This window comes from Pseudomonas sp. T8 (assembly GCF_024610635.1).
GTDB lineage: Bacteria > Pseudomonadota > Gammaproteobacteria > Pseudomonadales > Pseudomonadaceae > Aquipseudomonas > Aquipseudomonas chlororaphis_I.
The window spans coordinates 3,127,996-3,149,450 of record NZ_CP102374.1 but is presented as its reverse complement, the minus strand read 5'-3'; the positions used below and the strand labels follow the sequence as shown (position 1 = coordinate 3,149,450).

At 62.1% G+C, this 21,455-nt stretch carries 22 protein-coding genes; 9 read left to right on the top strand and 13 right to left on the bottom strand.

Annotated elements, in window-relative coordinates; genetic code table 11:
* Nucleotides 1-46: 46 nt before the first annotated feature.
* From NRG23_RS14145 to NRG23_RS14130, 4 genes are read left to right on the top strand one after another with little or no spacing between them, the layout of a single operon-like run.
* A complete protein-coding gene (locus NRG23_RS14145; RefSeq protein ID WP_028681693.1) occupies nt 47-1,558 on the top strand; it encodes an efflux transporter outer membrane subunit in 1,512 nt (503 codons plus the stop codon).
* Nucleotides 1,559-1,610: 52 nt separating this feature from the next.
* The gene (locus NRG23_RS14140) at nt 1,611-3,818 is read left to right on the top strand and encodes an FUSC family protein (RefSeq protein WP_210532755.1); all 2,208 of its coding nucleotides are present in this window, start codon (nt 1,611-1,613) and stop codon (nt 3,816-3,818) included.
* Nucleotides 3,808-4,008, top strand: coding sequence for a DUF1656 domain-containing protein (locus NRG23_RS14135; protein ID WP_007930063.1), 201 nt, complete (start codon nt 3,808-3,810; stop codon nt 4,006-4,008). Before NRG23_RS14140 ends, NRG23_RS14135 begins: the two co-directional genes overlap by 11 nt.
* Nucleotides 4,009-4,018: 10 nt before the next feature.
* A complete protein-coding gene (locus NRG23_RS14130) occupies nt 4,019-4,882 on the top strand; it encodes an HlyD family secretion protein (protein WP_257374850.1) in 864 nt (287 codons plus the stop codon).
* 57 nt (nt 4,883-4,939) lie between these two features.
* On the opposite strand, the gene NRG23_RS14125 is transcribed toward NRG23_RS14130, so the two are convergent.
* The 5 genes from NRG23_RS14125 to NRG23_RS14105 all read right to left on the bottom strand — a co-directional run bounded on the left by NRG23_RS14125 (nt 4,940) and on the right by NRG23_RS14105 (nt 10,147).
* Nucleotides 4,940-5,965 (bottom strand): sel1 repeat family protein, encoded by a 1,026-nt coding sequence (locus NRG23_RS14125; protein ID WP_257374848.1) that lies wholly within the window; start codon nt 5,963-5,965, stop codon nt 4,940-4,942.
* A gap of 277 nt (nt 5,966-6,242) precedes the next feature.
* Nucleotides 6,243-7,274: a sel1 repeat family protein gene (locus tag NRG23_RS14120; protein WP_257374847.1), complete on the bottom strand. Its 1,032-nt coding sequence runs from the start codon at nt 7,272-7,274 to the stop codon at nt 6,243-6,245.
* A 314-nt stretch (nt 7,275-7,588) separates the two neighbouring features.
* A complete protein-coding gene (locus NRG23_RS14115) occupies nt 7,589-8,584 on the bottom strand; it encodes a hypothetical protein (protein WP_257374846.1) in 996 nt (331 codons plus the stop codon).
* A 238-nt stretch (nt 8,585-8,822) separates the two neighbouring features.
* Entirely contained in the window at nt 8,823-9,647 is an 825-nt protein-coding gene (locus NRG23_RS14110) for an SDR family oxidoreductase (RefSeq protein ID WP_124312778.1), read from the bottom strand.
* 35 nt (nt 9,648-9,682) lie between these two features.
* A complete protein-coding gene (locus tag NRG23_RS14105; RefSeq protein ID WP_009047073.1) occupies nt 9,683-10,147 on the bottom strand; it encodes a hypothetical protein in 465 nt (154 codons plus the stop codon).
* 216 nt (nt 10,148-10,363) lie between these two features.
* On the opposite strand from NRG23_RS14105, the gene NRG23_RS14100 reads away from it, so the two are divergent.
* The 5 genes from NRG23_RS14100 (at nt 10,364) to NRG23_RS14080 (ending at nt 13,232) form a co-directional block, all read left to right on the top strand.
* Nucleotides 10,364-10,771: a PAAR domain-containing protein gene (locus NRG23_RS14100; protein WP_029526655.1), complete on the top strand. Its 408-nt coding sequence runs from the start codon at nt 10,364-10,366 to the stop codon at nt 10,769-10,771.
* On the top strand, nt 10,768-11,304 hold the full coding sequence (locus NRG23_RS14095; RefSeq protein WP_257374842.1) for a DUF4123 domain-containing protein: 537 nt from the start codon (nt 10,768-10,770) through the stop codon (nt 11,302-11,304). Before NRG23_RS14100 ends, NRG23_RS14095 begins: the two co-directional genes overlap by 4 nt.
* Nucleotides 11,297-11,683, top strand: coding sequence for a hypothetical protein (locus NRG23_RS14090; RefSeq protein ID WP_016703280.1), 387 nt, complete (start codon nt 11,297-11,299; stop codon nt 11,681-11,683). The genes NRG23_RS14095 and NRG23_RS14090 overlap by 8 nt, the downstream gene beginning before the upstream one ends.
* Nucleotides 11,684-12,048: 365 nt before the next feature.
* Nucleotides 12,049-12,504: a Tox-REase-5 domain-containing protein gene (locus NRG23_RS32695; protein WP_009047077.1), complete on the top strand. Its 456-nt coding sequence runs from the start codon at nt 12,049-12,051 to the stop codon at nt 12,502-12,504.
* Nucleotides 12,505-12,518: 14 nt separating this feature from the next.
* Nucleotides 12,519-13,232, top strand: a complete 714-nt coding sequence (locus tag NRG23_RS14080) for an Imm52 family immunity protein (RefSeq protein ID WP_028681700.1) — start codon at nt 12,519-12,521, stop codon at nt 13,230-13,232.
* Nucleotides 13,233-13,349: 117 nt separating this feature from the next.
* Here NRG23_RS14080 and NRG23_RS14075 read toward each other — a convergent pair whose 3' ends face one another.
* The 8 genes from NRG23_RS14075 to NRG23_RS14040 all read right to left on the bottom strand — a co-directional run bounded on the left by NRG23_RS14075 (nt 13,350) and on the right by NRG23_RS14040 (nt 21,324).
* On the bottom strand, nt 13,350-13,745 hold the full coding sequence (locus tag NRG23_RS14075) for a hypothetical protein (RefSeq protein WP_038636440.1): 396 nt from the start codon (nt 13,743-13,745) through the stop codon (nt 13,350-13,352).
* Nucleotides 13,746-13,837: 92 nt separating this feature from the next.
* Nucleotides 13,838-14,164, bottom strand: a complete 327-nt coding sequence (locus NRG23_RS14070) for a hypothetical protein (RefSeq protein WP_372437841.1) — start codon at nt 14,162-14,164, stop codon at nt 13,838-13,840.
* A 53-nt stretch (nt 14,165-14,217) separates the two neighbouring features.
* Complete coding sequence (locus NRG23_RS14065; RefSeq protein ID WP_016703275.1) at nt 14,218-14,610, bottom strand: hypothetical protein; 393 nt, start codon at nt 14,608-14,610, stop codon at nt 14,218-14,220.
* The gene (locus tag NRG23_RS14060; RefSeq protein ID WP_257375072.1) at nt 14,607-15,566 is read right to left on the bottom strand and encodes a hypothetical protein; all 960 of its coding nucleotides are present in this window, start codon (nt 15,564-15,566) and stop codon (nt 14,607-14,609) included. The genes NRG23_RS14065 and NRG23_RS14060 overlap by 4 nt, the downstream gene beginning before the upstream one ends.
* Nucleotides 15,567-16,291: 725 nt before the next feature.
* Nucleotides 16,292-17,743 carry a mannose-1-phosphate guanylyltransferase/mannose-6-phosphate isomerase gene (locus tag NRG23_RS14055; protein ID WP_009047083.1) on the bottom strand — a complete coding sequence of 484 codons (1,452 nt, stop codon included), beginning with the start codon at nt 17,741-17,743 and terminating at the stop codon, nt 16,292-16,294.
* A 157-nt stretch (nt 17,744-17,900) separates the two neighbouring features.
* A complete protein-coding gene (locus NRG23_RS14050; RefSeq protein ID WP_009047084.1) occupies nt 17,901-18,557 on the bottom strand; it encodes an alginate O-acetyltransferase AlgF in 657 nt (218 codons plus the stop codon).
* A 14-nt stretch (nt 18,558-18,571) separates the two neighbouring features.
* A complete protein-coding gene (locus NRG23_RS14045; RefSeq protein WP_009047085.1) occupies nt 18,572-19,747 on the bottom strand; it encodes an alginate O-acetyltransferase in 1,176 nt (391 codons plus the stop codon).
* A gap of 11 nt (nt 19,748-19,758) precedes the next feature.
* Nucleotides 19,759-21,324 (bottom strand): MBOAT family protein, encoded by a 1,566-nt coding sequence (locus NRG23_RS14040; protein WP_257374836.1) that lies wholly within the window; start codon nt 21,322-21,324, stop codon nt 19,759-19,761.
* Nucleotides 21,325-21,455 lie beyond the last annotated feature (131 nt).

Below are 21,455 nucleotides of genomic sequence, written 5' to 3'. Positions count from 1 at the left end.
GCTCCTACAGGGATCCGCCTTCTCCCTATTTCAGGAATTCGCAGCAGTGCCGCGTCGCATCAGCAGAGAGCTGAAGACTCTCAGTGTTTGGGCTTTATCGTTAGCAATCAGCGGCTGCATCGGAACCGGGGGCATTGCCCCGCAAGGCAAGGCACTACCGGCCAATACACTGGCCACCGACGAGGCGATCCAGAGCGCCGCGCGCGACGCCCGCTGGCCCACCGCCCAGTGGTGGCAGGCCTATGGCGATGCGCAGTTGAACCAGTGGGTGAACCTGGCCGTGCAGGGCAGCCCGAGCATGGCCATGGCCGCCGCCCGGGTACGCCAGGCGCGTGCCATGGCCGGCATCGCCGAGTCGGCCGAGTCGCTGCAGATCAAGGGCGACGCCACCCTCAAGCGCCACAACTGGCCCACCGACCAGTTCTATGGCCCGGGCGAGCTGGCCAACAGCACCACCTGGGACAACAACGCCGCGCTCGGCTTCAGCTACGCCCTCGACCTCTGGGGCCGGGAAAGCAATGCCAGCGAGCGTGCCGTGGACCTGGCGCACATGAGCGCCGCCGAGGCGCGCCAGGCCCAGCTGGAACTGCAGAACAATGTCGTGCGCGCCTATATCCAGCTGTCGCTGCAATACGCCCAGCGCGACATCGTCCTGGCCACCCTGAAGCAGCAGGAACAGATTCTCGAACTGGCGCAAAAGCGCCTGGCCGGCGGCATCGGCACCCACTTCGAAGTCAGCCAGGCGCAGACCCCGCTGCCGGAAACCCATCGCCAGCTGGATGCCCTGGACGAAGAAATCGCCCTGGGTCGCAACCAGATCGCCGCCCTGGCCGGCAAGGGACCGGGGGCGGGCGCGCAGTTGCAACGGCCGAGCCTGTCCCTGGCCGCGCCGCTGAAACTGCCGTCGGCGCTGCCCGCCGAACTGCTCGGCCAGCGTCCGGACGTGGTCGCCAGCCGCTGGCAGGTGGCGGCCCAGGCGCGCGGCATCGATGTCGCCCACGCCGGCTTCTACCCCAACGTCGACCTGGTGGGCAGCCTTGGCTACATGGCCACCGGCGGCGGGGCGCTGGAGTTCCTCACCGGCAAGAAGCTCAATTACAACGTCGGCCCGGCCATCAGCCTGCCGATCTTCGACGGCGGCCGCCTGCGCGCTGAACTGGGCGAGGCCGCGGCCGGCTACGACATCGCCGTGGCCCACTACAACCAGACCCTGGTCAACGCCCTGAAGAACATCTCCGACCAGTTGATCCGCCGCGAGTCCATGGACAAGCAGGCCGCGTTCGCCGCCGAGTCGGTGGCGTCGGCGCAGAAGACCTACGACATCGCCATGGTCGCCTTCCAGCGTGGCCTCACCGACTACCTCAATGTGCTCAATGCCCAGGGCATGCTGTTCCGCCAGCAACAGGTCCAGCAGCAGGTCCAGGCCGCGCGCCTGAGCGCCCATGCCGAGCTGGTGACGGCCCTGGGCGGTGGCCTGGAGGCAGGGCGGGACGTGCCCGAGGACAGCAAGACCCAACCGAGCAAGACTCCGGCGGCGCTGGCTGTCTTCGATCATTAAGAGCTGACCATTAAAAGCCGACCCCCAAGTGCTGATCACTGAGTAAGACCCCATGACTCCCTTGCCTGCACCCTTGCGCTGGCTGTACTCCCTTGAATGGCGCCGGGGCTTCTTCGACTGGGCACGCAGCGACGGCGTGACCTGGGTCTATATCTTCAAGGTCCTGGCCGCCGCGTTCCTCACCCTGTGGCTGGCCATGCGCCTGGAGCTGCCGCAACCGCGCACGGCGATGATCACCGTGTTCATCGTCATGCAGCCGCAGAGCGGCCAGGTGTTCGCCAAGAGCTTCTATCGCTTTCTCGGCACCCTGGCCGGGTCGGCGGTGATGGTGGCGCTGATCGCCCTGTTCGCCCAGAACACCGAACTGTTCCTCGGTTCGCTGGCGATCTGGGTCGGCATCTGCTCGGCCGGCGCCGCCCGTTATCGCAACTTCCGCGCCTATGGCTTCGTGCTTGCCGGCTACACCGCGGCGATGGTCGGCTTGCCGGCCCTGGCCCATCCGGACGGGGCCTTTATGGCGGCGGTGTGGCGGGTGCTGGAAATCTCCCTGGGGATTCTCTGCTCGACCCTGGTCAGCGCTGCGATCCTGCCGCAGACCGCCAGCGCGGCGATGCGCAACGCCTTGTACCAGCGCTTCGGGGTGTTCGCCCTGTTCGTCACCGACGGTTTGCGCGGCCGTAGCCAGCGCGATGCGTTCGAGAGCGGCAACGTGCGTTTCATCGCCGAAGCGGTAGGCCTGGAAGGCCTGCGCAGCGTCACGGTGTTCGAAGACCCGCACATGCGCCGACGCAACGGCCGCCTGAGCCGTTTGAACAGCGAGTTCATGGGCATCACCACCCGCTTCAACGCCCTGCATCAGTTGCTCGAGCGCCTGCGCGGCAGCGCCGCCGAGTATGTGCTGGCGGCGACCAAACCCGGGTTGCAGGACCTCGCCGAACTGCTGGACGGTTTCTCCGGCCGCGCCCTGACCAGCCCCGATGCCGCGCGCCTGGCCGAACAGCTGGCGAGCTACAAGGCCGAGCTGCCGGCGCGGGTGCGCAGCATGCGCGCGCTGTTCCAGGAGCACGAGCCGAGCGATGCCGAGCAACTGGATTTCCATACCGCCTATGAGCTGCTCTATCGCTTCGTCGACGAGTTGCACAGCTACGCGCAGACCCACGCGTCCCTGGCCGAACACAGCCACGAGCGCGAGCGCTGGGACGAGCCCTTCACCCCGCAGACCAACTGGCTGGCCTCGGCCGCCTCGGGGATCCGCGCCTCGTTCATCCTGATCGTGCTCGGCAGTTACTGGGTCGCCACCGCCTGGCCCAGCGGCGCCACCATGACCCTGATCGCGGCGGCCACCGTCGGTCTCTCGGCGGCGACGCCGAACCCGAAACGCATGGCCTTCCAGATGGCCTGCGGCACCTTGATCGGGGCCGTGGTCGGCTTCGTCGAGATGTTCTTCGTGTTCCCCTGGATCGACGGTTTTCCGCTGCTGTGCGTGATGCTGGCGCCGGTGATCGTGCTCGGTTCGTTCCTCGCTTCACGCCCGCAGTACGCTGGCGTGGGCCTGGGCCTGCTGATCTTTTTCAGCACCGGTTCGGTGCCGGACAACCTGACCGTCTACAACCCCTACGCCTTCATCAACGACTACATCGCCATGATCATGGGCATGCTGGTCTGTGCCGCCGCCGGGGCGATCATCCTGCCGCCCAACAGCCGCTGGTTGTGGCGCCGCCTGGAGCAGGACCTGCGCGGCCAGGTGGTGTACGCCATCAGCGGCAAGCTCAAGGGCCTGGCGTCGAGCTTCGAAAGCCGCACCCGCGACCTGCTGCACCAGGCCTATGGCCTGGCGGCGGGGCAGCCGCAGGTGCAGCGCGAGCTGCTGCGCTGGATGTTTGTGGTGCTGGAGGTGGGGCACGCCATCATCGAGCTGCGCAAGGAACAGGCGATCCTCCCGGTGCACCCGGCCTACGCCGAATCCCAGCCGTGGCGCCAGGCGATCCGGGTGATGGGCCGCTCGTTGGTGCGGCTGTTCCTGCAACCGGGCCAGAGCAACCTGGAGCGCGCGCTGGTCGCGGTCGATCATGCGATCAGCCGGGTCCAGGCCAGCGACGAACCCTTCGCCCCGCACTTCGATACCTCGGTGTTGCGCCGGGTGAAGAGCTACCTGCACTTCATCCGCAGCTCATTGCTCGACCCGCAATCGCCGCTGGCCGCCTATGCCGCGCCGCCAGCCGTACAGGCCCCGCCCCAAGGACTTGAACATGCCTCGTGAAATCGCCTTCCACGGCGTGTACATGCCGACCATGACCCTGATGTTCTTCATTGCCGCGGCCCTGGCCTGGGCCCTGGACCGCTTCATCTCGGGTTATGACCTGTACCGTTTTTTCTGGCACCCGGCGCTGCTGCGCCTGAGCCTGTTCTGCTGTCTGTTCGGCGCCATGGCGCTCACTGTTTACCGTTGAGAGTCCCACGATGAAAAAGTTTTTCAGCCTGCTCGCGACCCTGCTGGTGCTGGCCCTGGCCCTGTGGATCGGCCGCACCCTGTGGGTGCATTACATGAACACGCCGTGGACCCGCGACGGCCGGGTGCGCGCCGACATCATCAACGTCGCCGCCGACGTCACCGGGGAAGTGGTGGACGTGCCGGTGCGCGACAACCAGCTGGTGAAAAAGGGCGACCTGCTGATGCAGATCGACCCCGAGCACTACCAGATCGCGGTCAAGCAGGCGCAGTCGCTGGTGGCTTCGAGAAAGGCCACCTGGGAGATGCGCAAGGTCAACGCCCACCGCCGCGCCGACCTGGACAACCTGGTGATCTCCAAGGAAAACCGCGACGACGCCAGCAACATCGCCGACTCGGCCCTGGCCGACTACCAGCAGGCCCAGGCCCAGCTGGAAGCCGCGGAACTCAACCTCAAGCGCACCCAGGTGCGCGCAGCGGTCGACGGCTACGTCACCAACCTCAACGTGCACCGCGGCGACTATGCGCGCATCGGCGAACCGAAGATGGCGGTGGTCGACATGCATTCGTTTTGGGTCTACGGCTTCTTCGAGGAGACCAAGCTGCCCCATGTGCGCGTCGGCGATAAGGCCGATATGCAGCTGATGAGCGGCGAGGTGCTCAAGGGCCATGTGGAGAGTATTTCCCGCGGCATCTACGACCGCGACAACCCGGAAAGCCGCGAGCTGATCGCCGACGTCAACCCGACCTTCAACTGGGTACGCCTGGCCCAGCGTGTGCCGGTGCGCATCCATATCGATGAAGTGCCGGAGGGCGTGCTGTTGGCGGCGGGAATTACCTGCACGGTGGTGGTGAAGGAGGGTGGGGAGGAGTGAGTTTGAGCTGATACCTTGTTGCAGGAACCGGTCTGCCGGCTCCTGCAGGTGCATGGATTACTTGTAGGCCTTGTTGAGAATGGCCTGGGCCTTCTTCACGGCGTCATCCACGGACAGCTCTTCATCGCTGAGTACAGATACGATCTGCTTGTTCTGCAGTACATCGGCACCAGGTTTTTTCAGCTGGGCACGGCGGGCGACCACAATGTAGCTGGTGACCTGATCACGGTTGTGGATGTACGGCAGATCGATACCCTTGAACATGGTCCGTTTGACAAAGTCGTAACGCTCGGCCGAGGCCATGCCTTTGAAGGTATCCGGATACGCCAGGTGGATATCGGCGGAGTAGCGGGCGACATCTTCTTCCCGGGCTTCGGCATACAGGGTTTCTTTGCTGCTGACCTGGGCGCGCAGTTCGTTGTAGCGTTGCTCGCCGGCGGCCAATTGCTCGGGCGTCAGCTTGGCCTTCAGCTCATCCAGCTCATGGGTGTCTTTCTTGTTGTCGATGATTTTCAGCCAGGCATAGCTGGAAGCCAGGTCACCTTGCTCTTCATATTGTTCCGCCAGGATCTGTTGCGTCACGGGATAGCCGTGCATGGCTGAACGCTCCAGCCAACGCAGCGCCAGGGGCCTGTCCACAGGAACGGCATTGCTGCCGGACAGATAGACTTGGTACAGACCGTACTCCGCGCACCAATCGTTCTGCGAGGCGGAATAGGCCATGTAGTTGAAGGACTCGCGATCACGTTGCTCAGGGCTCTTGTCGGTTTCCTGCTCGGCGATCATCGACAGGTAGCAGAAGGCCCGGTTGTGTTTGGGCGCCGCCATCACCAGACAGCTTTTAGCTGCCGGCTGATCATCGTTGTTGAACAGCGAAAGCCCGATGCCGTAGAGAATGTCGCTGTCCATCCGGCTGTTGCAGTATTCGTTGTCGGCCACGTTCGGCAGCAGCGTCTGCAGGCTCAGCTTGGGCAGGGTGTCATTCAGTTCGGGGATTTTCGGCTCGGTCTTTTCCGGAGCCGTGGTGGCGCAGGCCGCCAGCAAGACAGCCAATGCCAGTGGCAGCACGTTGAACAATTTCAATGGATATTCCCTGATCTGCGATTGAATGAAGAGGCGCATGGAATGACGCAGGGACAGGACGGGAGAGGGGGAGCTTGAGCAGTTCCGTGCTTCAGTGTCGACGCCAGCGATTCCATGCTGCTTGAGCGCGGGCGCTCAAGACCGGGGATTCTACTGGGTTTGAGAGGGCGTACAACCGAAACCGCAGCACCTGTTTAGCCGCAGCAGATGGCCCTCGGGCCTTGCGCGCGCGACACCTCGGCGGCGGCTTCAAGAGGAGTAGTGCCAGCCGCTCCAGTTATGGCTTGCGCTTGGCCAGGATGGTTTTGGCCTTGGCCACGGTCTCTTCCACGCTCAGGTCATCATTGACCAGCAAGGCATGCAGTGCCGGGTCCTGCCACAGGTCCACGGCCGGCCCGGTACTTTGCACAAGGCGGGAAATCAAGGCGTAGGCCACCACTTGGCCTCGCGTGTGGAACTTCGGGTAGAGGTCCAGCATGTCCACCAACTGGGCCACGAAAGCATGCCGTTGCACAGGGGACATGCCCTCGAATACCTCCGGGTGGCTGTAGTACAGATCCCCTGAGCTCAGGGCGATGAGGTCCTTGCGCAGCGCCTGCTCAATATCCTTTTCGGGGGTGAGTTGGCTGAGCAGACGGGTGTAGTGCTGCTCGCTCTCGGCCATTTGCTGAGGGCTCATTTTGCGCTGCACGGCCTCGATTGTTTTTGCCTCATTCAGGACCCTGGCCCAGGCATAGGCCACCGGGAAATGGTCCTGTTCGCTGCTCCAGCGCACCATGTCCTGTTGCGCGTCCTGGTCGCCGTGCCGAGCGGCGCGCTCAAGCCAGCCCATGGCCAATTCCTTGTTCGGTGGCTGGCCCAGCTTGCCAACGCTGTAGATGTCGTACAGGCCTGCTTCCGCGCAGGATTCATTGTGCTTGGCGGCGTAGGCGATGTAGTTGAAGGCTTCGCTTTTGTCATAGTTGTTTTGCCTGGCGCCGACAATCTTGCCCAGGATGCACAAGCTCGTGGTGTAGCGGGGGGCGGCCATGATCAGGCAGCTGCGGGCCATTTTTATTTCCTTGCTCGCCAGCAAGGTACGGCCTGCGCCATACAGTACCTCGTCCTCATCGATCAGTCGGATGCCGAGGCCGAGCAGCAATTCGCTGTCCATCTCCGGCGTGCAGTACGGGTTGGCCTCGACCTTGGGCAGGATCTGCTCGAGGCTCAGGTCCGGCAGGGAATTATTGAGTTTTTCGTCCGGCGACGAGGCATCGCAGCCCAGCAGCAGAGTGAAGATGGCCAAGGGCAGCAGGCTACGACATTTCAATGGAGAGTCCCTGAGGTTCACTGGTAAAGGGAGGACGCCAAGAGGGCATGAGCAGGGGCGGGGTGCAGCCGCTCCGTGCTTGAGGTGCCGCTTCCCTGCGATTGGAGTGCGGGCATTCTACGGGCATCGGCGCGGCATACAACGGTGTCATGCGCGTGATGGCCGGCGTTGAATGCTCAGAGCCTGGCGCTTAATCCGAAACGCTTCATCAGCTGGGTGAACAACCTGACCCCGCCCTCTTGTAGGAGCTCGCACCTACAAGACAGCGGCCATGTATAAGGCCCCTGTAGGCGCGGCCGGCGGTGTCCCCGCTGTTACAGGGCGGCCTGGCCGAGGATCACGTCGGCCTTCTTTACCGCCTCACTCACTTGCAGCTCGGTATCGCTGAGCAGCTGCACAATCTGCGGGTTCTGCAGTACATCGACGCCGGCCTGCTTCAACTGGGCCTGCCGCGCGATGATCACATAGGCGTAAAGCTGGCCACGGGTGCTGAACTCGGGACGGGCGCTCACCGTGGCCACGGCCTGCTCCATGAGCGCATGACGCTCGGCCACCGACAGGCCCTTGAAGGTCTCGGGGTATTCCATATGGATGTTCGCCGAGTACACCGCGATGTTCTCCTCGCGGGCCTCTTTGCGCACGGCGTCCTTGCTGGTGACGATCTTGCCCAGTTGCTCGAAGCCTTGTTCGCCTTCGCTGATTTGCTGCGGGTTCATCCGTTGTTTCAGGGCGTCGATCTGTGCCTGGTCATCGAGGATCCTGGCCCAGCTGTAGGCCAGCGGCAGATTGCCCTTGTTGCTGTGCAGACGCACCAGGGTCTGTTGCGCATCCGCATCGCCGTGACGCGCGGAACGCTCCAGCCAGCGCAGGCCCAGGTCGCTGTTCGGGGTCTGCCCGCGCATGCCGTAGGTGAAGTTCTGGAACATGCCGAACTCGGCGCAGGCGTCATTCTTCACCGCGGAATAGGCCATGTAGCCGAAGGCTTCGCGGTCGCGCTCGGCGCTGTCCTTGCTGCTGTCCTGTTCCGCGATGCTCGCTAGATAACACAGGGCCCGGTCGTGGGCGGGCGCGGCCATGATCAGGCAACTGCGGGCCTGCTCGGGTTTGTCGTCGTTGTACAGCTGGTAGCCGATGCCATACAGCAGATCGCTGTCCAGCTTGGGGTTGCAGTACTCGTTGGCGACGGCTTGCGGCAACAGCTCCTTGAGACTGAGCTGGGGCAGGGTGGCGTTCAGCTCCTCGTCTGGCGACGGCGCGCAGCCGATCAATACAGTGGCCAAGGCCAGCGGCAGCAGGTGTTGAGGTTTCAATGGATATTCCCTGATCGACGATTGAATGGCGGCGAGCATGGAAGAAGGGGAGTTTCAGCGGTGCGCCAGCGATCCATGCGGCCTGATCGAGGCCCTGGAGGCCTCGAGTGCGCGCATTCTACTGGGATTGGGAGAGGGTACAACCTTAACCGCAGGGGCTGCGTCGCCGGCGACTAAAAGGAATTTTCTAGAACCTGTGGGAATGGCCGGGCGACGCTCCGCCGCCAGTGATCGGCCGTTACAGCTTTGCGCCCAGGCCAAAACGCTTCATCAGCACCTTGTCCAGCAAGCCTCTGGGCAACAGGCTGGCCATCAAGGGCAATGCGCGGCTGCCATTACCAATCCGAACCAGACGCGCAGGCTTGTCCTGCTGCACCGCCTTGAGCAGCCTGGCGGCAAATTCGTTGGCGGGTGTCGGGTGGTCCTGTGAGGCCCGGGCCCGTGCGCGGATGCCTTCGCGCAGCGGCCACCAGGGCGATTGTTCGGTGAGCAGTTGCTCGGCTTGATGCCCGGCATTCTTGGCGAAGCTCGAGGCGATGGCGCCGGGCTGGACCTCCATCACGCGGATGTCGAACGGCGCCAGCTCCATGCGCAACGCATCGCTCAAGGCATGCACCGCCGCCTTGGAGGCGCAGTAGGCACCGGCAAAAGGCGTGACCAGGACGCCCGACACGCTGCCGATATTCACCACCAGCCCGCGGCTGCGGCGCAGCACTGGAAACATCGCCCGGGTCACGCCGACCAGGGCGAACACATTGGTTTCGAACTGCCGCTGCATGGCCTCGACACCGCCATCCAGCAGCGGGCCCATGGCGCCGTAGCCGGCGTTGTTGATCAGCAGGTCGAGGCCGCCGTGTTGCTGGTTGATGCGCTCGCCCAGGGCGGTGAGCGCCGGCCCATCGTTGACGTCCAGTTGCACCGCGTTGAAACCCGCGGCTTGCAGCATGGCCACGTCTTCGGCCCTGCGGGCGGTGGGCAGGACGGTGAAGCCGGCGGCCTTGAAAGTATCCGCCAGGGCGCGGCCGATGCCGCTGGAACAACCGGTGATCAGCGCAACGGGCATGGCGCGGTCCTTGTGCAAAAAGAGGGAAGGGGGAATCAGTCGGAGAAACTACCCTGCAAGCGCTCGGCGCGAAACTCCAGGGTTTGCGGGCGATAGCCGGGACGCAGCGGTGGCAGGGGCAGGCAGTCTTCCCAATTGGCGCCGGCCTGCAACTCGCCGGGGCCGCGATAACGCGGGGCGCTGTACTGGTTGTCGGCCAGGTTTACCGTGTCGCCCGGCGCATAGGCGGCGACGCGCCAGCGCAGTTCGGTCAGCGGCACATCGTTGCCGTTGTTCATCTTCAACAGCAGCGGGCGATCCGCCGGGCAATGCTCGGGGGCGTAGCTGATGCGCAATTCCAGGCGCGCCAGTTGCTGGGCTTCGCGGTTATCCATCCAGACCACCCACACCGCCACCAGGCCCAGGCCGACAGCGGCGGCCATGGACACCGGCAAGGCCTTGGCGGGGTAGCGGACCAGCAGGATCAGCCAGGTGATAACCAGCAGAACGCCGATGAACATGAGGTGAACCTCGGGGGAAATAGTGCAGCCATCCTACCTAAGCGTAGGTGGGATTGACCAACCCTGATCCCGGGACTGAGCCCCCTGGTGACTTATCGGGGGGAGGAGACCGGGATCGCTGTTGTTCGGAAAAACTTTGAAAAGGATTGTTGATTGTATGTTTTTTGAGCATTCGGCAGAGTCGGTTTTCTCGCCAGTTTCGATAGGGAAGTTGAAATGTCTGGGAAACCTGCCGCGCGCGTTGGAGATCCAACCGTCTGTCCTTTGCCTGGCCACGGTACCAATCCGATTACCAGTGGCTCGCCTGATGTCCTCTTTGATCACCTGCCCGTCGCACGGGAAGGTGACCCGACGGCTTGCGGTTCAGCATTGAACGCCAATGTCATTCCCAACGTACTGATCAACGGAAAGCCGGTCGCTGTCCTGGGTTCCCTGGGCAGTCACGGCAATGTGATTGTGGGTGGTTCGGGGACGATCATCATCGGCAACAGTGGCGGCGGTGCGGCGTCTTCCGCAGTAGCCGCATTCCCCTCCGTGCCCGGATTATGTTTGAAGTGCCTGCTGCTGGCCGCTCAGCGCAATCAGACCTTTGTACCGCTGGAAGCCCTGGGGAGCAGCGCATGAGGCGTGTCGGCTCCTTGTTCTGGCGGCTCTCGGAGCCCTCCGGGTCATCGTCCAGACTGCTTGCCCTTATCGATGGTGCCCGCTATCTGACGTTGAACAAACGCCTTGAAGAGGCGGACGACAGCATCCGTTTTCACTGGCTCCTGAGCGCTGGCGCACTGGATGAAATTCGCCATGCCGGCCCGGTACTGGTTGAGTTTCCTGACTCCAGGAGCGGTTTGCGCGGGGCATTCGACAATTGGCTGGTTACACGAGACCAGCAGGCACCGATGGTTTCCTGGCTTTGGAGTGATCAGCCGTTCGAAACCCTGCGCGACTATCACCAGGACCTGTTGTTCAGCCAAATGCCGGATGGGCGTCGAGCACTGTTTCGTTACTACAGTCCTGAGGTCAGGCGTGCGCTGGACAAGGTGATATCACCCTCCCAGATCCAGCAGCTCATGCGTCATGTCCAGGACTGGCTGGTCTGGCAACCCCTGCAAGGTTGCTATCTCAGCTACGGCGTCGAGCAAGTGGGGGAGCAACATGCTTGAGTTGAGTGCCGAACAGCTTTCACAACTGGATGACATTCGTCAGAACGAAGTATTTGAGCGGCTGTTACTGGAAGTACAGCAAGAGAACCCTGAGTGGTTGTCCAGAAAGGGGCTGATGCCAGCTTTGCAGATGTTGAAAGACCTGCGTGAGCGTGCGTGGGGTTTTGGCATCAGGGAGCCCGAGTCCGTCGAGCATTTTCTGCGGCATGGATTGACCTTTACCGACTTTGACAAGCAGCCGGCCTTTATCGAGTTCATGAACAGGCCTGTAGCGGATAGCCCCGAGCGGCGGTTCGAGGATTACGAGGATATCGTGGTGTTCAGGATGAACATGCAGCACTGGCGGGACATGCAAGCCGTCGGGGAGATTCGACCATGAGTGGATTGGGGATTCTGCCAAGCACAGGGCCCATGGCTCTACGCATGACGCCTCGCTTGGGGCCACGTTTACCATTCGAGATTCCAACCCCGACTCCCAGGCTGCCGATGCCCCCTCCACGGCCAATGCCGATGCCGACGCCCAGGCCCACTCAGCCACTGCCGGCGCCCCGGCCAATCCCGCAGCCCGTCCCTTTGCCGCAGACGCAACCCCAGGCAAAACCCAGGGTGGATGCGCCTCCGACGACCGCTGAACGGACTCGGGAAGCCGAGCGCGACTGCAAGGCCAAGCGGGACAAGGACTGTGTGAAATGCCCCCCCGAGCAGGGGACCATGACGATACCCAATAACGGCAAAGGTCATAGTATGTCCGCCCAGTCCGCGCTCTATCAGGCGTGGGTGACTGCTTTCCCGACGCCCTACGAGTGGTGGTGGAACAACACCTGGTGGGATGGTTTCGACAAACCGCGTTGCACCTTGCTGGAAGCCAAGGCCAATTACGCGTTCATGTTCATTCCGCTTATCGGGCTGCCGCGCCCCTGGGCCAATGTGGAGAAAACCCTGATTACCCCGGCCGAGATACATTCCCTGAAAGCCCGGCCCAGCCCACCGGTTTCGGTGGAATGGCATTTCCTGCAAAGGGTGGTCTATGAGTATTGTGCCGAACAGTACGCAGAGAAGGGGCTTACCAACCTGACCGCCTACTGGAACCCGATGCCGGGCACCAAGGATCATGATGAGTACATCAAGCAACGTGCAAAAGAGCAGAAAGAGTGGGATGAGTACCGCCGTGAAAATCCCGACCGTGTTTTTGAAGCCTGACTGAGGACGAGCGCTTGTTCAGAAAATTTTCATTCGTTCTGCGTTTCGACAAACAGAAGATCTCCGCGGTCCCGCATGAGGAGCAGCTGGAAAGAGCCGAGCGCTTTTTCCAGGGCCTTGGCGAGATTCATCCTCTGTTGCAGGACTGGTATCTGCAGGCCGGTTCCAGGGAGGAGTCGCTGCGCAAGCGGATCAATGACGACTTCGAGTACCTGCGTGAAGAAGCGCGGAGCAACCATAACGACGACTTCCCCACGAAGTTGCAGTTTTCCGTGTGGAATGGCCTGGATGATCCCCTCAAGGGTGGGTTGGCCTTTCATTACAACGCCCACGACCTGGACTCAGTCGCCAGCATGCGCTTCGAAGATGGCGGGGCGCTTGTGGCAGCCATTCCCGATGTGAGACCGATAGTGATCAGGGTGATTCAGTTGGCCGTTGAACTGTGGCCTGAACTTGACTGGTGTGTGCTGGCGCCAAAAGACCACTATTTGCGCACCAAGGTGTTCAAGGACCGGCAGACCGTCGGCTGGGTCGGGTTTTGTCCACACGTGTTGCGGGCCGGGGATTTTCCGAGCGCCGACCAGCTCATCGACATTCCAAAACGCGGCACGCTGATCGTGAGTTGTCCACAGGTGATGGATGAGGGCAAACGGGCTGATGTCCAGCGAGTGGCGGAGATCGATATCAAGCTGGTGGAGCTGGGGTATTTGCCACTGTTCATGAACTAGGTCGGTGGGCCTCGCCAGGGCACAAAAGAATCCCCCGTCCAGCCGGCTGCGGATAGGAACCACAGCCAGCTGGAAGGTGCTGTGACAGTGCTACTGCATCCGTACCCGCGCGCCACGTCAGTGCTTAGTCAGTTTCAACAGCGTATACATGATCGAACCCCAGACCAGAAGCACGACATCCATCCAGTTTCTGATGGTCAGCAGGCGCTGGAGATGGGGAGGGAAATTGTCTACGTCTTCCGAGGAAAGAAAGCCTCTGCGAACCGCAGGGCCGGGCCAAAGCATCGATCCTCGAACGGCTGCCAGCATTAGAAAATGCGTGAACCATCCCTCGTGAGGAAGGCTGTCGGTCCAGCGATAAAAGTGCTGGCTTCTCCGTAGGGCTTCCAGCATCTCTTTCAGGTATCGCCGGCTTAGGTAGTAGCTGAAGGAGAGGTTTGTCACGGCCAGCAACAATGGACATAACAAAAGGATGAAGGCGAGCCAGGAATGCCAGAATTGTTGCCCTGTCATGGCGATGTCTGTTCGCAAAGATCTTGTGCATGCATAAAAGCTTTCCATGGATAGTTGGGAAGGTGCACTGGTCAGTGGTTGCAGATGAATGACTAAAGCTTTATCAGCAGGTACACAAATGTGCCCCACACGACAATCACGCCATCGAGCACGTTCTGTGTTTTTAAAAGGCGCTTGTACTGCGGTGGGAAGTTGCGCACATCGTCTGGGGAAATTATCCCCCTGCGTATTCCCGGCCCAGGCCAGAACATCATGCCCCTGAGTTTTGCGAACATCAGATAGCGAGGATGCCATCCCTGATGAGGCAGGTAGGTTGCCCAGCCTGCGAAATAGTTACTCCCCTTTAGCGCACCCAGCATCCCGTCGAGGTAGCGTCGACTCATGTAGTAGCTGAAGAGGAGACTGATGAGGGCAAGCAAAAGCAAGCCTCCAGTCAGAATAAGGGCGATTAGCGGAGGGAGCGTATGCATCGTCAGCCCGTCAACTTCAGCAACGCATACATGATTGCGGACCAGACGAAAAGAATACCGTCCAATCTGTTCTGTATGCTCAGAAGGCGTTTGAGTCGGGGGGGGAAGTTGTGTACATCCTCCGGTGAAAGTAGTCCTTTACGTAGTCCTGGACCGGGGCAGAGCATCATTCCTCTTACGCGGCCAAACATCAGAAAGTGTTCGAACCATCCCAAGTATTGAAGCCTGTCAGTCCATCGATGGAAATAGCGGCTCCGCTGAAAGGCCTCGAGCATTTCCCGCAAGTAGCGCTGGCTGAGGTAGTAGCTGAATGCAAGGCTTGTGGCGGCTAACAGAATCGGACCTAGCAAAAGCGCAAAGGCGAGCCAGGAGTGCCAGAACTGTTCTGTCATCATGGGAGTGTTCTCTCGTAAAGAATTTCACCCATTCTTTCTCCATATGCGCCAAGAGTATCTGACCCAAGCCATGCTCCAGTGCCTATCAGAATGGCACCGCAGATCACTCCTCCTACCCCGCCGAATGCAGCACAGACAAATGTACTCCCTACATATCCGGCGTTCGCCCCTAGGTTTCCTCCGAATGCAGATCCCGCAAACTTCCCCGTCTCAGTAAACATCACCTTCCTGCAACTCTCATCACCCGAACCCGCCTGACAAACCTCCTGAATCCTCAACGCCGACGACACTCCGCCAATCGCAACACCAATGTACCCACCCGTCTGCATGTACTTCGCCGCGCGGCTGACGGCGTTCACGTGGGTGGCGTATCCCGGGATCTGTCCGGGGGCGCCGGCTTTGTTCCAGTGGTGTACCAGGCTGCGGCTGGAGAGGCCGAGGGCGGTTTTCAGTTTGGGGTGGTCGCCCAGGGGCGTGTAGCCGCGCAGGCGGGTGGAGGTCAGCAGTTGTGCGTCCAACTGCGCCAGCAGGCGCCGGCGGCGGGCGAGGAAATCGGGGGATCTGAGGTGGCCGTGTTGGCGGTAGCTGTCCTGATGCAGGCGTTCCATGTCTTGCAAGGTCTCGCGTAGTTTGTTCAGGTGTTTACCCATCACCGAGGTGCCGATGCCCAGCCAGGTCGAGGCCTGGCTGGTGAAGCCGGCGATCTCGGCCTGATGGCGAACCATGAAGTCGGCGGCTTCGGGTGTCAGGGGGGCGAGAGCGATCTTAACCTGCTCGGCGGCGAGCATGAGTTGCGCTTCCTCGTAGGTGCAGGCGTGGTTGGCCGGATCGCTGAGCACGATCAGGCTGCCGGCTTTGACCGTATCGCCAAGGCCTGGATTGAGGGCCAGGTATTTGGCCAGGACGCCGGGTGAGGGGCTGTTGAACAGGCGGCGCTGCAGTTCGCTCAGGGGCATGCTCCGGGGCACGATGTAGAAGCCGGGGGCAACGGGTGTAGAGGGCTGGACCTGTGAGGGTTTCGCAGGAGCGTCGAGACCTTGAGGCGTGGTCAGTATCGAGGTGTTCTTTATCCGTGCACCCGGCAGCGGAGGATTCGGGTTGGCGGGGCGCAGCACACGAGGCATCGGGGTCGGTTCGCCACGGGAATCGGTGGTGTATTTGTTGCCGGAGGGTTGCTCAGCCATCGGTCTTTGTCCCGTGGCTGTGGCAGGCACCATGGTCGGTGCAGGCAGCACTTTCGGTTGCCTTTTCTTGCGTGTGTATCCGCTGCCTCATCGCTGTTTTCGCTATGTGTCTTTACCTCCCGAAACCCTAATGAGCTGCATGGATGAAGTCGCTGAGAGCTATCTGAAACGCCCGGCGGCGCTTTCTAAATGTCTCGTAGGAATGGCTGAACGCCTATCCCTGTAGCCGCTGCCGAGCCCTGGCGAGGCTGCGATCGACCGCGCAGCGGGCGCAGGGTCTTGAGATCGCTGGAGGACCTTCGGTCCTATCGCAGCCTCGCCAGGGCTCGGCAGCGGCTACAGGGATGTGAGCATTCGAGAGGCGCGCGGGCATAAAAAAGCCCCCGCCCAACCGCCTGCGGATAGGGGACGCAGTCGGTCGGACGGGGGGCAAGGACTTGCTGACAACGACTCCCTGCTTTTACTTGCAGCTTGCCGCTTGAAACTTGTCGCTGTGGTTACTGGGCGATGGTTTTCACCGCGACGCCACGTTCCACCGGAGTGGAGCGGCCGTAGATGTCTTCGAAGCGTTCGATGTCGTCTTCGCCCAGGTAGCTGCCCGATTGCACTTCGATGATCTCCAGCGGGATCTTGCCCGGGTTACGCAGGCGGTGCACCGAGGCGATCGGGATGTAGGTGGACTGGTTTTCGGTGAGCAGGAACACGTTTTCGTCGCAGGTGACTTCGGCGGTGCCGCTGACCACGATCCAGTGTTCGGCGCGGTGGTGGTGCATCTGCAGGGACAGGCACGCGCCCGGCTTGACCGAGATGTGCTTGACCTGGAAGCGCCCGCCCATGTCCACCGAGTCGTAGGAGCCCCACGGACGGTAGACCTCGCAGTGGTTCTGGGTTTCGCTGCGGCCCTGTTCGTTGAGGGTGTTGACCATCTGCTTCACGCCTTGGACCTTGTCCTTGTGGGCGATCATCATGGCGTCCTTGGTTTCGACGACCACGATGTTTTCCAGGCCGATCACCGACACCAGCTTGCCGTTGCCGTGGATCATGCAGTTGCGGCTGTCCTGGATCACCACGTCGCCCTTGCTGACGTTGCCGTTGACGTCCTTTTCATGCACATCCCACAGCGACGACCAGCAGCCCACGTCGCTCCAGCCGGCGCTCAGCGGCACCACGCAGGCGCGCTGGGTCTTTTCCATCACCGCGTAGTCGATGGAGTTGTCCGGGCAGCAGGCGAAGGTGGCCGGGTCGACGTCCACGGTGTCGGCGTCCTGGGCACTGCGTTCCAGGGTCAGCAGGCAGGTGTCGTAGATGTCCGGGTCGTGCTTTTTCAGCTCTTCGAGGAAGCGGCTGGCGCGGAACAGGAACATGCCGCTGTTCCAGAAGTAGCCGCCGGCCTCGACGAACTCGGCGGCGCGCTTGACGTCGGGTTTCTCGACGAAGTGCGAGACGCGGCTCACGCCTTCCGGCAGCAGCGCATCGTTGGTCGACTTGATGTAGCCATAACCGGTTTCCGGCTTGGTCGCCGGCACGCCGAACAGCACCATCTCGCCACGCTCGGCGGCCACGGTGGCCAGGGCCAGGGCGCGTTGCAGGGCTTTCTGGTCTTCCAGCACGTGGTCGGCCGGCAGCACCAGCATCAGCTCGTCACGACCTTCGTTGACCAGCATCATCGCGGTCAGGGCCACGGCCGGCGCGGTGTTGCGGCCGAACGGCTCCATCAGGATGCGCTGGGCTTCGAGTTTGCGCGCCGCCAGCTGCTCGTTGACGATGAAGCGGTGGTCCTTGTTGCAGACCACGATCGGCGTGTCCATGCCTTCGAACACCAGGCGCTCGAGGGTTTGCTGGAACAGTGTGTGTTCGCCGGTCAGGGCGAGGAACTGTTTAGGGAATTGCTTGCGCGAAAGCGGCCAAAGACGTGAGCCACTACCACCTGACAAGATCACCGGAATCATGTTGTTACTCCTTCAAAAATCGTTTGGGTTAGAGCTACTGCGTTCTGTCGTTTCACTCTCTTGTTTTTGTCCGGGGGAGCAGCTGCAAGCAGCAAGTTTCAAGCGGCAAGAAAAAGCACTTCTCTTGCCGCTTGAGGCTCGAGGCTTGCAGCTGCTGTTAACGTGTCGAGACCGGGCGCTTGACCCAGACTGGCGACAGGCTGCTGCCATTGCCGGTGACGTAGAGCACCGCGGCTTCGCCGCGCTCCAGGGCGACCGGCTTGAGGTCGCTGACTTTTTTCTCGCCTTCGTACAGCGCGAAGCTGACTTTCACCGGGTTGATTTCACGTTCGCCACGGCCCTTGGCGGCCACCGACTGGACCACGTCGGTCTTGCCATCGGCGGTCTTCAGGGTCAGGGCCTTGTCGCTCAGGTTCTGCACCCGGACCAGGGACTTCTGCTTGTTCTTGAACGGCGGTTCTTCGATCAGCTGCGGCTGGCCGCTGGCGTTGTTGACCAGGGTGTAATAGTGGTCGGCGGCGAGTTTCACCGGCAGGCTCTGGCTGCCGACCTTGGCGGTGTAGTCGCCGCCGGGCATGAAGCTGAAGTCACTGCTGGCCAGCGGCGCGACGTCGCTGACATTGGTGCTGCCGACGGTGGCGCTGACTTCCTGGTTGCTGGCGTTGTAGATGCGCACGAAGGACGAGCCCTTGGGCGCGGTCGGGCCGTACAGCGCGGCGTCGCCACCGGCGAAGGCGGGCAGGGACAGGACGCTCATGCCGGCAGCCAGTGTGATTGCCTTGGCGAGACGACGCGGAGTGATAGTGAAAGTCATGGTGTACCTCTCTTTCAGTTTTGCGCCCGATCGGGCGTCTCGGATTTGTTGAGTGCAGCTACGTTCTGTTGGCGGGCGCCGGCTTGTTTGAGCTCTGCGACCCACTGCGGGTCGGCGTCGCCGATATCGTTATTGACCGGCAGATATCGTTCGGGGAACTCCCAGATCAGCACCTGGGGCGGGCTGTTCTTGAAGGCATCGCTTTTCAGGTAGCTGAGCATCGGCAACACCGGGCCGTGGCCGTCTTCGGCGTAGCTGACCACGTCGCTGTGCAGGGCCTGCTTGAGCGCGCCGACGAAGTTCCAGTTCGGGTTGGCGCTGTAGCTGGTGCCCACCAGGGCCACCGGCACTTCGTTGTCGGCGAACAGTGCGTCGTCGGCGGCCGGCTGATCGTCGGCGGCGCGGGTCACGCGTTTCTGCAGCGGCTCCTTGGCCGGCATCAGGTTTTCGAACAGCGGGTCCAGGGGCAGGAACAGGCGCAGGTCGCCCTTGTGCACCACGGTCTGCTCGGCTTCGGTGACGAAGCGTTGCGGCTGGCCCATCAGCGGTGCCTTGTCGGCAATCGCCTTGGCCAACTGGTTGGCGGCGACTTCGGCGCCGGCCGGGGTCCAGTGGGTGTCGGTGCGCAGGAACACTTGCTGGCCGTTCTGCTTGGCCTGTTGCAACGGGCCCAGCAGGTCGGGGGCGAGGATCTTGTCGGCCGCCACCCGGGCGTGGAAGTCCTGGTAGAGGTTGGCGTGGATGCTGGCCGGCTGGACGTCGCCCAGGTGTTCCGGGTACAGGCGCACCTTGGCCGGCACGATCGCCATCACCAGTTTCACGCCTTTCTCTTTCAGGGCCTGGCGCACGCCTTCGACCAGCGCGTAGTTGCCTTGCAGGTTGAGTTCTTCGTTGACGATCGGGTGGAACTCTTCATCGCTGTACAGCCACTGGTCGCGGCCGAGCACCACGCCCGGACGACCTTCGTTGAACAGCTTGAAGTCCAGGGCCGCCCACAGGTTGGTGCCCAGGCGCTTGATCGGGAACTCGTCGTCGTAGTGGGTTTCCACAGCCTTGGCCCAGCGACCGTTGAGCACAGTGGCGTCGTTGTTGGTGCTGAAGCCGAAGAAGCTGCGCACCGACCACAGGCCCAGGACCATCAGGGTCACCAGGAACAGGGCAATGTAGAAGACGCGTAATGAGCGGGTCATGGTCAGATCCCTCAGAACTGGAAGTAAAGGAACGGCGAGAAGCTTTGCGCCGAGAGTTTGAGAATCGAGGCGATGAACAGCAGCAGCACCAGGGCGCGCATCACGTAACGCGGCCAGTCGGCGACCCAGTAGGCCGGCTGTACCTGGGCTTCGACGCCCACGCTGTAGCCCGGCTGGTGGATGCTGCCCGGCTTGTCCCCAGGTACGGCCTTGATCAGGCCCGGCTGGGCGGTGGCCGGACCGTCGGCCTCGGTGTTGATTTCAGGCTTGCTCTTGACCGGTGTCGGGTTGCGATACAGGTCACGCAGGCCGAAGAACGCCAGGGTGGCGTAGGCCACGACCAGGGTCGCCACTTGCAGGCCGGTGAGGCTGGCGCGGTTGAGTTCCGACAGCGACCAGTCGCCGAAGCTGAACATGGCGCCGTACATGCGCCCGGCGACGTGCAGGTTCTCGGCGCGGAAGATCACCCAGCCCATTACCACCAGCAGGAAGGTCAGCGCCCAGCGGATCGGGTTCAGCGTGCGTGGCGTGGTGTTGATGCCCAGCGCCTTCTCGATCGCCAGCCACATGCCGTGCCAGGCGCCCCAGACCACGTAGGTGATGTTCGCGCCGTGCCACAGGCCACCGAGCAGCATGGTCAGGAACAGGTTGCGATAGGTCATCAGCGTGCCTTTGCGGTTGCCGCCCAGGGTGATGTACAGGTAGTCGCGCAGCCAGGTGGACAGGCTGATGTGCCAGCGCCGCCAGAACTCGGTGATCGACTGGCTGATGTAGGGCTGCTTGAAGTTTTCCATGAAGCGGAAACCCATCATCAACCCCAGGCCGATGGCCATGTCGCTGTAGCCGGAGAAGTCGAAGTACAGCTGCGCGGTGTAGGCCAGGGCGCCCAGCCAGGCGTCGCCCGTGGTCGGGTTCTGCAGGGCGAAGCAATGGTCGGCGACCACCGCCAGGGTGTCGGCGATGAACACTTTCTTGATGAAGCCCTGCATGAAGCGCGTGCAGCCTTCGGAGAACTTGTCCAGGGTGTGGGTGCGGTTGTTGAACTGGTCGGCCAGGTCACGAAAACGCAGCACGGGGCCGGCGATCAGGTGCGGGAAGATCGCCACGAACGCCGCGAAGTCGATCAGGTTGCGGGTCGCCGGGGTGTCGCCGCGATAGACGTCGATGATGTAGCTGATGGACTCGAAGATGTAGAACGAGATACCGATCGGCAACAGCACGTGGGTCAGGATGAACGGCTCCAGACCCATGGAGGTCATGATCGCGTTAATGCTGTCCACGCCGAAGTTGGCGTACTTGAAGTAGCCGAGGATGCACAGGTCCACCGCCACGCCGAGCAGCAGCCAGCGCTGGGCCGGCTTGGTCCTGACTCCGGCGGCGCCGACTTTCAGGCCGATCCAGTAGTTCCACAGGGTGACGCCGGCGAACAGCGCCAGGAAGTCCACCCGCCACCAGGCATAGAACACGTAGCTGGCGATCAGCAGCAGCAGGTTGCGATAGCGTTGCCCGCTCAGGTAGTACAAGCCGAGAAAGATCGGCAAGAACAGGAACAGGAACACATTGGATGAGAAAACCATCCCGATCTCTCCATGTTTGACCAACAGTAAAGGGCCGGAGCCCCCCCCAAACCCCCCCGTGAAAAACCGGGGAGGCGTATTGCATTCATCACATGCCTTGGCTGCGGCTATGAGTCTTGCGTGTCCTGTAG